We start from the raw sequence: 16,052 nt of genomic DNA, 5'->3' as shown, positions 1-16,052 counted from the left end.
TATATGCACACAAAAATTCTCGGAACAGGTAGCTATCTACCTGTGCAAGTTCGTAGCAATCAAGATCTCGAAAAAATGGTTGAAACCAGTGACCAATGGATTGTTGACCGAACCGGTATTTCTGAGCGGCGCATTGCTGCATCAGATGAATCGGTTTCAACAATGGGTTATCAAGCGGCACTAAAAGCGCTTGAAATGGCAGGGATCGAAGCAAGCGATCTTGATATGATTGTTTGTGGAACCACCAGTGCATCAAACGCATTTCCTGCAGCTGCATGCGAAATTCAAGCCTTATTAGGCGTCAAAAATATCCCTGCCTTTGATATTGCTGCCGCGTGTTCTGGATTTATTTATGCACTATCGGTTGCGGATCAATTCGTAAAAACGGGTTCTGCTAAAAAAGTACTGGTTATAGGTTCTGACGTATTGTCACGGATGTGCGATCCTGCTGATCGCTCTACCGTCATTTTATTTGGCGATGGTGCCGGCGCCGCGATTATTGGTGTTAGTGATACTCCAGGTATCATTGCGACGCATATCTATGCTGATGGCAGCCAAGGGGATTTATTAAAATGCTCTTTCCCTCCTCGTGCTAATGAAAGTTCTGAAGCCGTTGGTTTTATGACGATGAAAGGCAACGATGTGTTTAAAGTTGCGGTTACGCAGTTGTCTAATGTGGTCACCGAAACTTTGCGTCTTAATAATGTCGATAAATCAGAAATTGATTGGCTAGTGCCGCATCAGGCTAATTTCCGCATTATTAATGCCACAGCTAAAAAGTTGCACATGAGTCTTGATAAAGTCGTGTTGACATTGGCTAAACACGGTAATACTTCAGCGGCCTCAGTGCCTATTGCATTAGATGAAGCGGTACGCGATGGTCGAATTCAGCGTGGACATTTATTACTACTCGAAGCATTTGGCGGTGGTTTTGCTTGGGGCAGTGCTTTAGTTCGTTTTTAATTTTCAAATTAATTTTTTATACAGGTAAGCGTTTATGGAAAATGTTGCTTTTGTATTTCCTGGCCAAGGTTCACAGGCTGTAGGAATGTTAGCGGAATTGGCTCAAACTCATGTCATTATTGGACAAACCTTTGCTGAAGCGAGTGAAGCGTTAGGTTATGATTTATGGGATCTTGTTGCCAATGGTCCAGCTGAGACCTTGAATGAAACAGATAAAACCCAGCCTGCATTGCTTACGGCAAGCGTAGCTATTTGGCGTGCATATCAAGCATCTAACAAGCCCATGCCTTCTTTATTAGCAGGTCACAGCCTTGGAGAGTATTCTGCTTTAGTTTGCGCAGGTGTGATTGAATTTATTGATGCAGTTAAATTAGTTGAACTACGCGGAAAGTTAATGCAACAAGCTGTGCCAGCGGGCTCAGGTGCCATGTTTGCCATTATTGGTCTTGATGATGCTGCTATTGCTAAAGCATGCGCAGAGTCTGCTGAAGGTAGCGTGGTAAGCCCTGTTAACTACAACAGCCCAGGTCAAGTTGTGATAGCCGGTGAGAAAGCGGCTGTTGAACGCGCTGCAGCTGCATGTAAAGCTGCAGGGGCAAAAATGACAGTAGCATTACCTGTGAGTGTACCGTCACATTGTGCACTAATGAAGCCAGCCGCTGATGAACTCGCTAAAGCGTTAATTGAAGTGACATTCTCAGAGCCTACCATTAATGTCGTCAACAATGTTGATGTGGCCATGCCGACAGATTCACAGGCAATTAAAGATGCATTAGTGCGTCAGTTATATTGCCCAGTGCGTTGGAGCGAGTCTGTTGAATTTATGGCGACACAAGGTGTTACAAAATTAATAGAGTGTGGACCGGGTAAAGTATTAACCGGTTTAACAAAAAGAATTAATAAATCGATATCCGCTCAAGCGGTCAATGATGTTGCTTCATTTGCAGCATTAGTCGAATAAAGGAGTTGATATGAGCTTTAGCATTAATTTAGACGGTAAAGTTGCTTTAGTGACAGGCGCTAGTCGCGGTATTGGGCGTGCGATTGCTGAATCATTGGTACAAGCTGGCGCGATGGTTATCGGTACGGCAACCAGTGAAAAAGGTGCAGCGGCGATTCAAGCATACCTAGGTGACAAAGGCTTTGGGATGGTGTTAAATGTCACTGACTCTCAATCTGTTGCTGATTTATATAGCCAGATCAAAGAAAAAGCAGGTGAAGTTGATATTCTTATCAACAATGCGGGTATTACCCGTGATAATTTATTAATGCGGATGAAAGATGATGAGTGGCAAGATATTATTGACACTAATTTGACTTCATTATTTAAATTGTCTAAACCAGTAATGCGATCTATGATGAAAAAACGTTTCGGACGTATTATCAGTATCGGTTCTGTAGTAGGTACAATGGGCAACGCTGGCCAAGTAAATTACTCGGCTGCTAAAGCTGGTTTGATCGGATTTACAAAATCTCTTGCAAGAGAGGTTGCATCTCGTCAAATAACAGTGAATGCTATTGCACCTGGATTTATTCAGACAGACATGACAGATGAGCTGACAGTTGAGCAGCAACAAGCTATTATGTCGCAAGTTCCGATGGAACGATTAGGGCAAGCACAAGAAATTGCCAATGCAGTATTGTTTTTGGCCTCGGATTCAGCCGCTTACATCACAGGCGAAACATTGCATGTGAATGGCGGTATGTACATGGTTTAAGGGCGATAGGTAGGTAACTACCTTCATTTGAGTCAGTGTTAGTGACAATTCAATGTTAATTTTTGTGGTTAGACCACAAAATCTAAGCTTGCATTGTTATCTAATTCGAATAAACTACTCGCAATCTTACGCAAGTGCGTAATTTGAATAGGAAAGAAAACTAATGAGCAACATCGAAGAACGTGTAAAGAAAATCATCATCGAACAACTTGGCGTTAAAGAAGAAGACGTTAAATCAGCTGCTTCTTTTGTAGACGATTTAGGCGCTGATTCTCTAGACACTGTTGAATTGGTTATGGCTCTAGAAGAAGAGTTTGATACCGAGATCCCTGACGAAGAAGCTGAAAAGATCACTACTGTTCAAGCAGCGATCGATTACGTTTCTAAGAATCAGTAATCAAGAATTCACAAAAACAGGCGGCATTTATGCCGCCTGTTTTTGTTTAAAGCATTTGTAAACGCTCGTTCCATTTAATTGCATTAGAACATCCCTCCTTATACTTCTTTAGCTAAATCGCAATAATGGCATCGTGGCAGATTTTATTTAAAGGTGAATATCATGTCTAAACGTCGTGTCGTCATCACAGGTCTTGGTCTTGTGACTCCTGTGGGTAATGATGTCGAGTCTACTTGGAATGCCTTATTGGCTGGTAAGAGTGGTATAGCTCCAATCACTAAGTTTGATGCTAGTGAATTTGGTACTCGTTTCAGTGGCTCTGTGAAAGATTTTGACGTCGAACAATACCTAACCAAAAAAGAAGCTCGTAAAATGGATTTATTTATCCAATACGGCATGGCTGCGGGTATTCAAGCAGTAAAAGATTCAGGCTTAGATATGAGCCAAGAAAATCCAGCTCGAATAGGTACTGCTATTGGTTCTGGTATGGGTGGTATGTGGTTGATTGAACAAGGCCATTCTGCATTATTAAATGGTGGACCACGTAAAGTGTCGCCATTTTTTGTGCCAAGCACCATTATCAATATGATAGCCGGAAACTTGTCGATTATGTATGGCATGACAGGTCCTAATTTTGCTGTGACTACAGCCTGTACAACGGGTGTACACAATATTGGTTTTGCAGCACGTACCATTGCTTACGGTGATGCTGATGTGATGGTAGCTGGTGGCGCAGAAGATGTTACTAGCCCATTAGGCGTTGCAGGTTTTAGTGCTGCTAAAGCATTATCGACTCGTAATGACAATCCAACAGCAGCAAGTCGCCCTTGGGACAAAGACCGTGATGGCTTTGTTATTGGCGATGGCGCCGGGGTTATTGTGATGGAAGAGTATGAACGAGCTAAAGCTCGTGGTGCTAAAATTTACGGTGAGTTAGTTGGTTTTGGTATGAGCGGCGATGCATTTCACATGACATCACCTCCAAGTGATGGTGCTGGTGCCGCAGCTGCAATGGTTAACGCCATTAATGATGCCCAAATTGACAAAGAGCTTGTGGGTTACATCAATGCACATGGCACCTCAACTCATGCGGGTGATAAAGCAGAAGCTGCAGCAGTTAAATCGGTGTTTGGACCACATGCCTACGAGGTACTTGTAAGTTCAACTAAATCAATGACTGGACATTTGTTGGGCGCAGCTGGCGCTGTTGAAGCCATTATTACTTTGCTTGCACTGCGTGATCAGCACGTACCGCCAACAATCAACTTAGATAACCCAGACGAAGGTTGCGACTTAGATTTTGTTGCTCATACCTCACGTCGTCATCAGTTTGACTATGCCTTATGTAATTCATTTGGTTTTGGTGGCACAAACGGTTCGTTACTGTTTAAGAGAATTTAATCGAGTTAATGCCAATAAGGGAAGATGAAAATCTTCCCTTTTTTATTTATTTGGTTTGTTTTTTTGTCACATTAGTACTTATCAGTCTACGCTAAATGATGATTTAGCGTAGACTGATAAGTAATGACATTTATCTAATAGGATCTATTATGGCCGGTAAAGATAGACAACTTACATTACGTTTTTTGGCCGAACCTGCAGACGTCAATTTTGGCGGTAAGGTTCACGGCGGTGCAGTAATGAAATGGATCGATTTAGCCGCTTATGCAGCAGCAGCAGGCTGGAGCGGTAAATATTGTATTACTGTGTATGCAGGCGGCATTCGATTTGTTAAGCCTATCCATGTGGGTAATATTGTTGAAGTGACTGGTAAAGTTATTTATACCGGTACAACGTCTATGCATATTGCGATTGATGTAAAGGCGGGCGATCCTAAAGAGTCTGAACGTCATCTGACGACACACTGTATCGTTATCATGGTAGCCGTTGATGATGAAGGTCATCCCACATCGGTTCCTGAGTGGATACCAGCTACTGCCGATGATGTTCGCTTACGTGATAGTGCATTGAGACTAATGGATATGCGTAAGCGTATCGGTGCCGAAATGGAAGCTCACGTTAAACCTTCAGTTGAATAAATAAGGGGAAATCATGGCCAAGGTAGCATTTATTGGTTTAGGCGTTATGGGGTTCCCGATGGCGGGACATTTGGTTAAACAGGGTCATGACGTTACTGTGTATAACCGTACAGGGGCTAAAGCGGCTCAGTGGGTTGAACAATATGGTGGTAAGAAGGCCGATACACCAAAAGATGCCGCCAAAGGCCAAGACATTGTTTTTACCTGTGTGGGTAATGATGATGACTTACGTCAGGTCGTACTAGGTGAGCAAGGTGTTGTTCATGGTATGCATGCAGGTGCTATTTTGGTTGATCATACTACGGCTTCTGCTGATGTCGCGCGTGAAATTGCTGCGCACATAGAGCCACTTCAGATTGCCTTTTTAGATGCGCCTGTATCTGGTGGTCAAGCTGGAGCAGAAAATGGTGCGTTAACAGTGATGATGGGTGGCGAACAGACTCATTTTGATACCGTTAAACCTGTTATTGCGGCATACAGCCGCTGCGCTGAACTGTTAGGGCCAGTTGGTTCTGGGCAGTTGACTAAAATGGTTAATCAAATTTGTATTGCTGGTGTAGTGCAAGGTCTAGCTGAGGGACTTCATTTTGCTAAGAGTGCGGGCTTAGATGGCTTAAAAGTGATTGAAGTGATCAGCAAAGGTGCGGCACAAAGCTGGCAGATGGAAAATCGCTATCAAACTATGTGGCAAGGTCAATATGATTTCGGGTTTGCTATCGATTGGATGCGCAAAGATTTGGGTATTGCATTAGACGAAGCTCGTCGTAATGGTAGCCATTTACCGGTGGCAGCATTAGTTGATCAGTTTTATTCAGAAGTTCAAGCAATGAAAGGTAATCGCTGGGATACCTCTAGCTTACTTGCCCGCTTAGAAAAGTCGCGCAGTTAATATCAACACACAGTGCTTGTAACATATTATTGCGAGAATGTAGCCCCAATATAGATTGGGGCTTTTTTATTGGCTATAAACCTACAAACATTAGCCTTTGCTTTATTAGCTGCTTTCTGATCTTAAGTTGATTTATTGACTAAAAACCATCGAGTTACATGATATAGCGCACATCTTCATCTAATTATCGCTGCTATTATTGTTTAATCTAAATTAATTTTGCTTAAAGTGGATTGATTAACTACGTTTATATTGTCAGTCAATTTGAGATTGTTTATAAATTTTTTGATAAACGGTCTATAAACAAAGTTGTTAAATAACCCTTAAGCAAAGTGTCGTGCTGCAGTGTGATGATCCGTGTCAGATAAAAGAATGCGGACACACACTAAAATTGGAGGAATGAATAGTGAGCAATAAACTACTGAGTGCATTGTTTGCGGCTGGTTTCGCGGTAATGATGATGTCTTCTGCATCATTTGCTGCTGATGAGACCCTCGCAGAGTTTCACGTTGAAATGGGTGGCTGTGAAAACTGTCACGCTGATGGCGAACCATCAAAAGATGGCGCTTATGAATTTGAACAATGTCAAAGTTGCCATGGTACACTTGCCGAAATGGATGATAACCATAAGCCGCATGATGGTATTTTAATGTGCGCAGATTGTCATGCACCACATGAAGCTAAAGTAGGCGAAATGCCAACATGTGATACATGCCACGATGATGGCCGTGTTGCTAAATAAAGTATTTTAGTAGCTGAAAAATACCGACGTAATGTCGGTATTTTGTTTTAATATCCCCATCATTCTTTACGATCTTCCGCATAAAGTGCACTAGTCAATTGAATCAATTTGTATACAAACTTGCTCTTATTAGATGATGCAGCGAATTTTAGTCAGTCTAATAAAATATCTCACCCTCGTGTATTAATTGTCTCACCTCAACCTTTAACATGCTTTGAAGAAATTCATCATTTAACGTTAATTCGTCAAGTTAGAAAATCATGAGGCTGAGTGAAACAGATATATAAAACGTTTTCACTTGCAGTGGCATACCTCTTTTTAGGTATTTAAATTCTTTTATTTTCAAGTAGATGCGCAACATAAGGGCGCAGGCTGCGCACTTTTGTTGCACAAATGTTGTTTTAAAATACCTAGGTATTTTCTATTTCTATTGTAAATCAGTAAGTTATTTTTTTGGCACATCTTTCGCAGTATTTCAATTATGTAATCGTTAATGTGAAAGGGTAGATGTATGTCAGCAATCCAATCTAGTTGTGCTTATTGTGGTGTCGGATGCGGCATTAGCGTGTCTTCAAATAAAGCGGATTGGACCGATATCGATGCTGTAGATTTAGAATTAGTCGGCGATAACATGCATCCGGCTAACTATGGTCATTTATGTGCCAAAGGCGAACGCTTACTCGACAGTTTAGCCCAACCGAATGTACTGCGTTACCCTAAACTACGATCTGGTATGCCACTTGATTGGGACCGTGCTAGCACCTTGATTGCCGATACATTTGCGCAAACCATTGCTGAGCACGGCCCAGACTCTGTTGCGCTTTATCTATCAGGGCAATTACTCACTGAAGATTATTATGTAGCCAACAAGTTTGCCAAAGGCTTTTTAAAGACAGCCAACGTCGATACTAATTCACGGTTATGCATGTCGTCAGCGGTGAGTGCGATGCAACGCGCCTTTGGTGAAGATGTTGTACCTGGTTGTTACGACGACCTAGAGCAAGCTGATGTGATTGTGCTTGTAGGGGCCAATACTGCTTGGACTCATCCCGTTCTTTTTCAACGGATTTTAGCCGCAAAAAAAATCAATAATGCTCGTTTAGTGGTAATCGACCCGTTATCAACAGCCACAGCAAAACAAGCAGATTTACATTTAGCCATTAAACCGGGCGTTGATTTAACATTATTTCATGGCTTACTCGGTTATTTAGCCGATCAAAATTGTGTCGACCATGCGTACATTGCCACACACACAGAAGGCTTCGATACCGTGGTTTTGCAGGCGCAACAATTAAGTGTCAATTTAGCCGATCTTGCCACACAAGTCGGTGTTTCAGTCACTCAGCTAACGCAATTCTATCAACTTGTAGCCAACAATAAAAAAGTACTTACGGCATCTTGTCAGGGGGTTAATCAGTCAACCATTGGCACCGATGCAACCAATGCGATGATTAATTGTCACCTCGCGTTAGGACACATCGGTCAAGCTGGCTGTGGATTCTTTTCGTTAACAGGGCAGCCCAATGCCATGGGCGGCCGTGAGGTCGGTGGGTTAGCCACTCAGTTAGCGTGTCATATGGGGTTTTCACAATCGGAGCAGCAGTTATTAGCTGATTTTTGGCAAGTTGACAGTGTTGCAGATCAAAAAGGTTTAGCAGCAGTTGAGATGTTTGATGCCCTTGCCGAAGGTAAAATCAAAGCGATTTGGATTATGGGCACCAATCCTGTGGTGTCTTTGCCCAACAGTGAAAAAGTAGCACAAGCATTAGCCGATTGTCCTTTTGTGGTGGTGTCTGAAATCAGCCCTGATTCTGATACCGCCAAACTTGCTGATGTATTACTCCCAGCTCAAGGCTGGTCAGAAAAGTGCGGTACCGTCACTAATAGTGAGCGCACTATTACGCGTCAACGTGGCTTTATCACAGCTAAAGGCCAAGCTAAACCTGATTGGTGGGCGGTTAGCCAAGTCGCGAACAAAATGGGCTTTGATGGTTTTAATTTTGATGACAATGCCAGTGTTTTTAGCGAGTTTGCAGCTTTATCCGCTAGAGTTAAACAAGCTTTTCCGACTAAGGTGTTTGATCTCACTGGGCTAACAGATTTATCCAAAGCGCAATATGATGCACTAGCACCGACACAATGGCCTATTGCTTCTGCGACACAAATTGGTCAACAAAACGTGCGAGTTTTTAGCCAGGGAGAGTTTGCTACCGCGACGGGTAAAGCTCAGTTTGTTGCGCCTGCCGCTAATGTATCGCAGCAATCATTACCGAGTAACACCTTGTTATTAAACACTGGCCGCAGCCGAGATCAGTGGCATACCATGACTCGCACCGGACATATTGCTAGCTTACGAGCCAGTATTCCTGAGCCTGTCGTTCACCTGCATTCATCACAACTCAGTGCATTCTCGTTAACCGAAGGTGGCTTGGTCCGCATTGAAGCTATTCAAAATCAAATTGAACAATACTCCACAGAGACCGCTAACCCCGACCTTTTTCCCCATGCCTCATTCACGATGGCTCGCGCTGTTGTCGATGATGACATACCGACAAATATGGCTTTGATGTCAATGCATTGGTCTGCGCAGTTTTCGCTGACCAAAGGCGTGAATCAGGCATTAGATGCTCGCGTCGACCCAATATCAAAACAACCAGGGTTTAAGTGTCAACCTGTGACATTAAGCTCTGTTGAACTGGCGCTGCAAGGGGTGGTTTTTGGTCAACACGACTCTTCTGCTCACGGGCTATGTTGGCAAGTTGCACAAACACTAGAGAACGGAGTGTGTCATCACATCGGTTTTACTGATACCGACGACGGCTTTGCGTATCAAGCGACTGTGCATTCACTTAAGTGGACTTTAACGGTAGATGGCCAGCCTTTATATATCCAATGCAATATGGATAAAGGATTACTTAAAGCATTAAAAGTCTTGTCTCATACTCAAGTCAATGTGGCCCTATATCAGATGAATGATTTTATTGGTAAGCCTGTCGATAAACAGTTAATTAAGCAGCTACATCAGCAAATAAAAGCCGGAAATAGTCCGTTAATCTGCGCTTGTACAGGGGTAACCGAAGCGAACATTAACGACGAAATCAATCAACAATTTAACGACCAAGTGATGAGTGACGGTTTAGCTAATATCAGTTTTGAGCAGGCGTTAGATAGCACCCAGTTATTACTCGGTTGCGGCCGTCAATGTGGCAGTTGTCATAGTGAAGTTAAGCAGTGTGCCAAGCAAAGTTGGCAAGACGCCTTATCTTATTCCGGCATTGACCATCAACCATCAGTAGCAGAGGACGTAGCCTAATGAATACCGTAGAAGCAATGATAAAAGGTCGTCAACCCTAATGAATACCGTAGAAGCAATGATAAAAGGTCGTCAACCTATAAGTACTTTAGGACATGCGGCGAATGAATTACACGCGGGTGATGTGGCTATTGTCGGTGCGGGTTGTGGTCAATTAGAGTTAATGACGCTCAAGGCCGCTAGAATTGTTGCACAAGCTGAGGCGTTGGTGTTCGACAGTCTGGTCAGTAGTGACATTTTGACGTTAGTGACGCCAACTTGTCAGCGTCATTTTGTGGGTAAACGCTGTGGTCAGCCGAGTAAAAAGCAAGACGACATTAATGCCTTATTGCTGACATTAGCGCAGCAAGGATTAAAAGTGGTGCGATTAAAGGGCGGCGATCCGCATATTTTTGGTAGAGGTGCAGAAGAAGCACTTTACCTTGCACAAAATGGTATCCGTTCGCAATTTATTGCTGGTGTTACCGCGGCGTTAGGTTGTGCATCAAGTACCGGAATTCCATTAACGTATCGTGGTATGGCTCGCAGTGTTACGCTGATCACCGGCACCAAAATGACCGATGCCGATAATGCAAATGCACCTACGCAGTGGCAAGCATTGTTAGCAGCGCAATCAACCTTGGTGTTTTATATGGGTAAAGAACAAGCGGCAAGCATTTCAATTGGGTTACTCGATGCTCAAAGTGCCGCTAATCTGCCGGTAGCATTTGTTACCAATGGTGGAAGACCGAATCAAATTGTTACTTATGCCACAGTCGCTTCTATGGCCGATGCCGCGTTAACCATTAAAGACTCTGGGCCGACGTTAATCATCATTGGTGAAGTGGTGTCTGTTGGTCAACAGCTGAATGCTTTGCTTGCCGATATTGATGTCGCTGCAACACAAACCTCATTTGAATATGGGCGTGAGGCTTTATATGCCTAAAATTGGTGAGTTAACGCTGACATCCGTGGATGAGTTTGACTTTCGTTTGCTGATAAAAGCATTAGGTAAGGGCGAAAAAGGCTCACGTGCATTAACGTTTGATGAGGCTTGCTTGCTGCTTGAAGGTTTTGCCAAAGGAAAAGTATCGCGTGTGCAAATGGCCAGTGCCATGATGCTCATGCGCGTGCGCGGTGAAACGACTGAAGAAATAGCAGGGATGGTGGCGGGCTTACGTCGCACTGTCGATAAAGGTTGGCATTCGCTTGAGGTTGATATCGATTGGCCTGTGTATGCGGGCAAGCGCGAACAGTTACCTTGGCTTTTACTGGTTGCTAAGTTATTGGCGAAACAAGGTATTCGGGTGATGTTACACGGTGACAGCCAAGCGTTACCTCATCGCCGTCATGTTGAATCATGTTTAGCATCACTTAATATTGCGTGTTGTACATCATCACAAATGGCCAAAGTGGCATTGCAGTCAGATAATATTGTTTATGTTCGAGCGGGTGACTTAGCACCAGTGTTAGATGAGTGTCGTCAATTACATCAAGAATTAGGTCTACGCAGTTTGATTCAAACCGCAGCGCGTTGCATGAACCCAACTAATGCACCAATAAGCCTTCGCAGTTATTTTCACCCTGGGTTAGATGCGGTACACCAAGGAATATGCGAAATTTTATTTGAGAAAAGCGAATATCACGCCGGCAGTGTGGCTATTTTTAAAGGCTTACAAGGTGAAACCGAGTGTAATCCAAGAGTGGCTACCACGATAACTGTCGTCAACGGACAGACAGATAATATAGCGGTATCGAGCTTATCTATCCCTACGTTATTAGAAGGCTTTTCTGGTGCAAAAGTGGGTCAAGCTGAATTATCTAGCGACATTCTTGCGCTGTTATGGCGCGAAAAAGAGCCTTTTTCTGCTGATGCGCTGACATCATTAATGTCGCGCACCATGATTGAGCAGGCGCTTAGCAGTATGACGGCAACGTTGGCTGCAGTATTGTTATTACTTAACCACAAATTAAATACAGCGATTATTCCACCGGAAGCAATTTCACCAGAATCCATTTCACAAAAATCAAATTCACAGAAGATTATGGCAGCGGAGCAAGCCGTTTACTTGAGTCAACAATGTTGGGCAAACCGCTTCAGTTCAACAGACAATCCATTAGCCAAATGGCTGAACGAGGAGTGGTTATGCGCAGTTTAATTTTTTGTGACCTGAGTTTTTCAGCTGTGCCAGTGGTCGATTGTGAAGTTGTAAAGTACCAAGCTTGTTTGGCAGCGTTTGGACATGTCACTGTGTTAACTTCTGTGAGCCAAATTGAGCAACGATTACATCAACAAACATTTGATACCTTGTTGATATTAACCGACACATTGCACGCTCAAATCCAAGGACTTATTCAGCGTACATTAACCAATAAGCCAATGGTGATAGTTGTCAATGCCAAAACATGGCAGCAGACAGCATTAACCGAGTTACTTGATTGCGGTCGCATCACTTTTATTCCTGAGGTGTTAAGTGTTAATCGTTTAACCAGTGTCATTAGTTTGGCCCAAGCACGTTTTAATGCAGCGAGTAAAACACTCGCCGAATTTAAGAAACTGGATGATGAAATCCGCAGTATAAAACTACTTAGTCAGGCCAAGCTTATCGTTATGCAGCAAGGGTTCGATGAAACCAAAGCGCACCAGATTATTCAACAACAAGCGATGCAAAAAGGTTTGTCATTAGCTCAAATGTCAGCGCAAATTATTGCTATTGTTACTCAGCATCATGGTAAGTCAAAATCACTAAACACCGCAGTGAACAACGATGGTGCGCCTCACTTTGGTGCGGTTGTGACCAAGATGGACAACAGTAGAGCGTTTAGTAAAGGCTGTTGATTTTTTAAGGCTAATAAATCAATGGTTTAAGTCTTTTTTGTAGTTGGCATAGAGCCTGCAAACAATACATATAATGAATAAAGTATCAGATTGACGATAGTGTGAATGGCAGCAATTAACGGGGTCGTTTACCTCAACAATTTATTTTAAAAATTTGGATCTCAACAGGCAATGGCGCCAACTCCTTAAGCGGAGTTGGCGCCATTTTGCTTTTTACGGTCCAAGGCATGAAGGAGTTGGATATGGCAGTCTCAAAACCCAAGTTAGTGGTCGTTGGTAATGGCATGGTTGGTCATCATTTTATTGAGCAAGTGTGCAGTTTAGGTCTCAATAAAACGTTTGATGTGCACGTGTTTGGTGAAGAGCCGCGTCCAGCTTATGACCGAGTGCAGCTGTCAAAATATTTCGAGACCGGTAGCGCCGATCCACTGATGTTAACCAGCGCGCAAGATTATCAAGATTGGGGCATTACGCTTCACTTAAACACACCTATTACGGCAATTGATATTGCCGCCAAAACGGTGACTAGCGCGCAAGGTGATCATTATTCTTACACCCGCTTAGTGCTTGCAACGGGATCATTTCCATTTGTGCCACCGATACAAGGTAACGATCGTGCTCAATGCTTAGTGTATCGCACCATTGAAGATCTTGAATCGATTCAGGCCGCAGCTCAAAACAGTCAAGTTGGGGTGGTTGTTGGTGGTGGACTATTAGGTTTAGAAGCCGCCAATGCCATGATGCAGCTCGGGGTAAAAACCCACGTTGTTGAGTTTGCACCACAATTGATGCCCGTTCAGCTAAATGATAAAGCGGGTGAATTACTGTGCAGTAAAATTGAACAGCTCGGCGTGAGTGTACATACTTCAAAAGCCACCACTGCGATTATTGACGGTGAAACGGCAATGCACCGAATGACCTTTAATGATGAGTCTTATCTTGAAACTGACATGATTGTGTTTTCTGCCGGTATTCGTCCACAAGATTCATTAGCTCGAGTTTCAAATATCTGTATCGGTGAACGTGGCGGCATTGAAATTGACGATTACTGTTTAACCTCAGCGCCCGATGTTTATGCCATCGGTGAGTGTGCGTTATGGCAACAAAAAATATTTGGTTTAGTTGCACCTGGTTACCAAATGGCCCGAGTGGTCGCTTCGCATATTGCTTCATTAACATCTAATAGCGTGTCGCAGTCATTTACCGGCGCAGACATGAGTACCAAACTTAAATTATTGGGTGTTGATGTGGCCGCTATTGGTGCTAGCCGTGGTTTTGATAACGCACAGTTTGTTGAGTTATCTGATAACCAAGCGGGTATTTATAAAAAATTATGGTTAGACGAAACCGGTAAATTTTTAAAAGGTGCAGTGCTGATTGGTGATAACAGCGATTACAGCCGCTTGCTTGATAGCTATTTGTCTCAAGACGAGATTGAAGGTTCCGCAGTTGAGTTATTGCTAGCCGGTGCAGAAAACGAAGCCGATTTAAAAGACACTTCTATAGTGTGTTCTTGTCATCAAGTAACCAAGGGCGACATTGTTGAGGCCGTGACCGCCGGCAACCATAAAATAGCTGAGATTAAAGTATGTACTCGTGCGGCATCGGGTTGTGGTGGTTGTGCGCCGTTAGTTCAAAAAATTATTGATCAAACCTTGCAAGCTGCAGGGCTCGATTTTAATGCCGGAATTTGCGCCCATTTTGATCATGACCGACAAGCCTTGTATCACTTATGTCAAGTCGAAGGCATTAATGATTTTAATACCTTAATCACTCAGCATGGAAAACCTTCAGCTAGTGGTCATACATATGGCTGTGATATTTGTAAACCTGCCGCCGCATCAATATTTGCTAGCTTACAAAACCAATATGTGTTGAATCAAGATAGCAGTCATGTGCAATTGCAAGACACCAATGATGCTTACTTAGGCAACATCCAAAAAGACGGCACTTACTCTATTGTGCCGCGAGTCGCTGGTGGTGAAATTACCCCAACTAAGCTGATAGCCATGGGCCAAATTGCCCAAGAATATGACCTCTATACCAAAATAACCGGTGGCCAACGTATTGATATGTTTGGCGCAACGTTATCGCAGCTACCCGAAATTTGGAAAAAACTCATTGATGCTGGTTTTGAAACAGGCCATGCCTACGGTAAATCATTGCGCACGGTAAAATCCTGTGTTGGCAGCACTTGGTGTCGTTACGGGGTGCAAGACGCCGTTGGTTTCGCGATTGATTTAGAAAACCGTTACAAGGGCTTACGCAGTCCACATAAATTAAAATTTGCTGTTTCTGGATGTACTCGTGAATGTGCTGAAGCACAAAGCAAAGATATTGGCATTATCGCAACCGACAAAGGTTGGAACTTGTATGTTGCTGGCAATGGCGGTATGCGCCCCCGTCATGGTGATTTGTTTGCCACTGATTTATCCACTGAAGATCTCTATAAATATATCGATCGCATTTTGATGTTCTATGTCAAAACTGCAGACAAATTACAACGAACCTCGACTTGGATGGATTCATTAGAAGGTGGTCTAGCGTATTTAAAATCAGTTGTTATTGACGATGCGTTGGGGATTAACTCGACCTTAGAGCAGCAGATGGACCATATTGCCGCGACATACCAATGTGAGTGGAAAACCAGCCTTGAACAACCGGCCTTTTTGGCGCGCTTTAATGAGTTTGTTAATCCAAATGATGCGCCAGAAGCAGATACCAGTGCTTACCAACGAATTCGTGAGCAGCGTTTCCCGAGTATTAAAGACGCAGGGGCAGGAACGATAGCTATTAACGATATTACAGACGATGCAGCACAACTCGCTGTGGAGGAATTAGCATGATTTGGGTCAATGTGTGTAGCGAAGCAAGCATGCCAAAAGGCACCGGAATAGCGGCTTGGGTTGCAGGACGTGCGGTTGCCATTTTCAATTTAGGGGATGACGGTTTATTTGCCCTTGATAATGTAGATCCTGCCAGTGGTGTGAGTTTATTGTCCCGAGGACTTATTTGTGAAATCGATGGTGAGCTTTGTGTTGCTTCGCCGCTTTATAAACAACATTACCGCTTGGATAGTGGACGTTGTATTGAAAATGTTGATTTAGTGGTTAAACCATTCGAAATTAAAACTGAACAAGGCAATGTTTTTGTCTTGGCTCAGTCATAAAGGG

General features: G+C 43.3%; 14 protein-coding genes. All 14 read left to right on the top strand.

The window, feature by feature from the left end; translation table 11 throughout:
- Nucleotides 1-3: 3 nt before the first annotated feature.
- The 14 genes from H5125_RS08460 to nirD all read left to right on the top strand — a co-directional run bounded on the left by H5125_RS08460 (nt 4) and on the right by nirD (nt 16,048).
- Nucleotides 4-963 (top strand): beta-ketoacyl-ACP synthase III, encoded by a 960-nt coding sequence (locus H5125_RS08460; protein WP_182744012.1) that lies wholly within the window; start codon nt 4-6, stop codon nt 961-963.
- Between the two features lie 34 nt (nt 964-997).
- Nucleotides 998-1,924 carry an ACP S-malonyltransferase gene (gene fabD / locus H5125_RS08455; protein ID WP_182744011.1) on the top strand — a complete coding sequence of 309 codons (927 nt, stop codon included), beginning with the start codon at nt 998-1,000 and terminating at the stop codon, nt 1,922-1,924.
- A 10-nt stretch (nt 1,925-1,934) separates the two neighbouring features.
- Nucleotides 1,935-2,681 (top strand): 3-oxoacyl-ACP reductase FabG, encoded by a 747-nt coding sequence (gene fabG / locus H5125_RS08450; RefSeq protein ID WP_011636971.1) that lies wholly within the window; start codon nt 1,935-1,937, stop codon nt 2,679-2,681.
- A 163-nt stretch (nt 2,682-2,844) separates the two neighbouring features.
- Entirely contained in the window at nt 2,845-3,078 is a 234-nt protein-coding gene (gene acpP / locus H5125_RS08445) for an acyl carrier protein (protein WP_011496723.1), read from the top strand.
- A gap of 162 nt (nt 3,079-3,240) precedes the next feature.
- A complete protein-coding gene (gene fabF, locus H5125_RS08440) occupies nt 3,241-4,479 on the top strand; it encodes a beta-ketoacyl-ACP synthase II (protein WP_182744010.1) in 1,239 nt (412 codons plus the stop codon).
- A 149-nt stretch (nt 4,480-4,628) separates the two neighbouring features.
- The gene (locus H5125_RS08435; RefSeq protein WP_011636973.1) at nt 4,629-5,117 is read left to right on the top strand and encodes an acyl-CoA thioesterase; all 489 of its coding nucleotides are present in this window, start codon (nt 4,629-4,631) and stop codon (nt 5,115-5,117) included.
- 13 nt (nt 5,118-5,130) lie between these two features.
- A complete protein-coding gene (locus tag H5125_RS08430) occupies nt 5,131-6,006 on the top strand; it encodes an NAD(P)-dependent oxidoreductase (protein ID WP_101086815.1) in 876 nt (291 codons plus the stop codon).
- Nucleotides 6,007-6,412: 406 nt separating this feature from the next.
- Nucleotides 6,413-6,748, top strand: coding sequence for a tetraheme c-type cytochrome CctA (gene cctA, locus H5125_RS08425; protein ID WP_101086816.1), 336 nt, complete (start codon nt 6,413-6,415; stop codon nt 6,746-6,748).
- A gap of 511 nt (nt 6,749-7,259) precedes the next feature.
- Nucleotides 7,260-10,061: a molybdopterin-dependent oxidoreductase gene (locus tag H5125_RS08420; RefSeq protein WP_182744009.1), complete on the top strand. Its 2,802-nt coding sequence runs from the start codon at nt 7,260-7,262 to the stop codon at nt 10,059-10,061.
- Nucleotides 10,062-10,101: 40 nt separating this feature from the next.
- Complete coding sequence (gene cobA, locus H5125_RS08415; RefSeq protein WP_101086818.1) at nt 10,102-10,986, top strand: uroporphyrinogen-III C-methyltransferase; 885 nt, start codon at nt 10,102-10,104, stop codon at nt 10,984-10,986.
- A complete protein-coding gene (locus tag H5125_RS08410; protein WP_182744008.1) occupies nt 10,979-12,199 on the top strand; it encodes a glycosyl transferase in 1,221 nt (406 codons plus the stop codon). Before cobA ends, H5125_RS08410 begins: the two co-directional genes overlap by 8 nt.
- Nucleotides 12,187-12,879, top strand: coding sequence for an ANTAR domain-containing response regulator (locus tag H5125_RS08405; protein ID WP_182744007.1), 693 nt, complete (start codon nt 12,187-12,189; stop codon nt 12,877-12,879). Before H5125_RS08410 ends, H5125_RS08405 begins: the two co-directional genes overlap by 13 nt.
- Nucleotides 12,880-13,121: 242 nt before the next feature.
- On the top strand, nt 13,122-15,725 hold the full coding sequence (nirB, locus tag H5125_RS08400; RefSeq protein ID WP_101086821.1) for a nitrite reductase large subunit NirB: 2,604 nt from the start codon (nt 13,122-13,124) through the stop codon (nt 15,723-15,725).
- Nucleotides 15,722-16,048 (top strand): nitrite reductase small subunit NirD, encoded by a 327-nt coding sequence (nirD, locus tag H5125_RS08395; protein WP_101086822.1) that lies wholly within the window; start codon nt 15,722-15,724, stop codon nt 16,046-16,048. The genes nirB and nirD overlap by 4 nt, the downstream gene beginning before the upstream one ends.
- Nucleotides 16,049-16,052 lie beyond the last annotated feature (4 nt).

The sequence above is a fragment of the Shewanella sp. SR44-4 genome (genome assembly GCF_014163715.1).
GTDB lineage: Bacteria > Pseudomonadota > Gammaproteobacteria > Enterobacterales > Shewanellaceae > Shewanella.
The sequence above is the reverse complement of the archived record's forward strand: the minus strand, read 5'-3'. Positions and strand labels throughout refer to the sequence as shown.

Excerpts from the sequence above, each read along its gene's own strand:
- H5125_RS08460 (WP_182744012.1), top strand. The coding sequence starts at position 4 with ATGCACACAAAAATTCTCGGAACAGGTAGCTATCTACCTGTGCAAGTT.
- fabD (WP_182744011.1), top strand. The coding sequence starts at position 998 with ATGGAAAATGTTGCTTTTGTATTTCCTGGCCAAGGTTCACAGGCTGTA.
- fabG (WP_011636971.1), top strand. The coding sequence starts at position 1,935 with ATGAGCTTTAGCATTAATTTAGACGGTAAAGTTGCTTTAGTGACAGGC.
- acpP (WP_011496723.1), top strand. The coding sequence starts at position 2,845 with ATGAGCAACATCGAAGAACGTGTAAAGAAAATCATCATCGAACAACTT.
- fabF (WP_182744010.1), top strand. The coding sequence starts at position 3,241 with ATGTCTAAACGTCGTGTCGTCATCACAGGTCTTGGTCTTGTGACTCCT.
- H5125_RS08435 (WP_011636973.1), top strand. The coding sequence starts at position 4,629 with ATGGCCGGTAAAGATAGACAACTTACATTACGTTTTTTGGCCGAACCT.
- H5125_RS08430 (WP_101086815.1), top strand. The coding sequence starts at position 5,131 with ATGGCCAAGGTAGCATTTATTGGTTTAGGCGTTATGGGGTTCCCGATG.
- H5125_RS08420 (WP_182744009.1), top strand. The coding sequence starts at position 7,260 with ATGTCAGCAATCCAATCTAGTTGTGCTTATTGTGGTGTCGGATGCGGC.
- cobA (WP_101086818.1), top strand. The coding sequence starts at position 10,102 with ATGAATACCGTAGAAGCAATGATAAAAGGTCGTCAACCTATAAGTACT.
- H5125_RS08410 (WP_182744008.1), top strand. The coding sequence starts at position 10,979 with ATGCCTAAAATTGGTGAGTTAACGCTGACATCCGTGGATGAGTTTGAC.
- H5125_RS08405 (WP_182744007.1), top strand. The coding sequence starts at position 12,187 with ATGCGCAGTTTAATTTTTTGTGACCTGAGTTTTTCAGCTGTGCCAGTG.
- nirB (WP_101086821.1), top strand. The coding sequence starts at position 13,122 with ATGGCAGTCTCAAAACCCAAGTTAGTGGTCGTTGGTAATGGCATGGTT.
- nirD (WP_101086822.1), top strand. The coding sequence starts at position 15,722 with ATGATTTGGGTCAATGTGTGTAGCGAAGCAAGCATGCCAAAAGGCACC.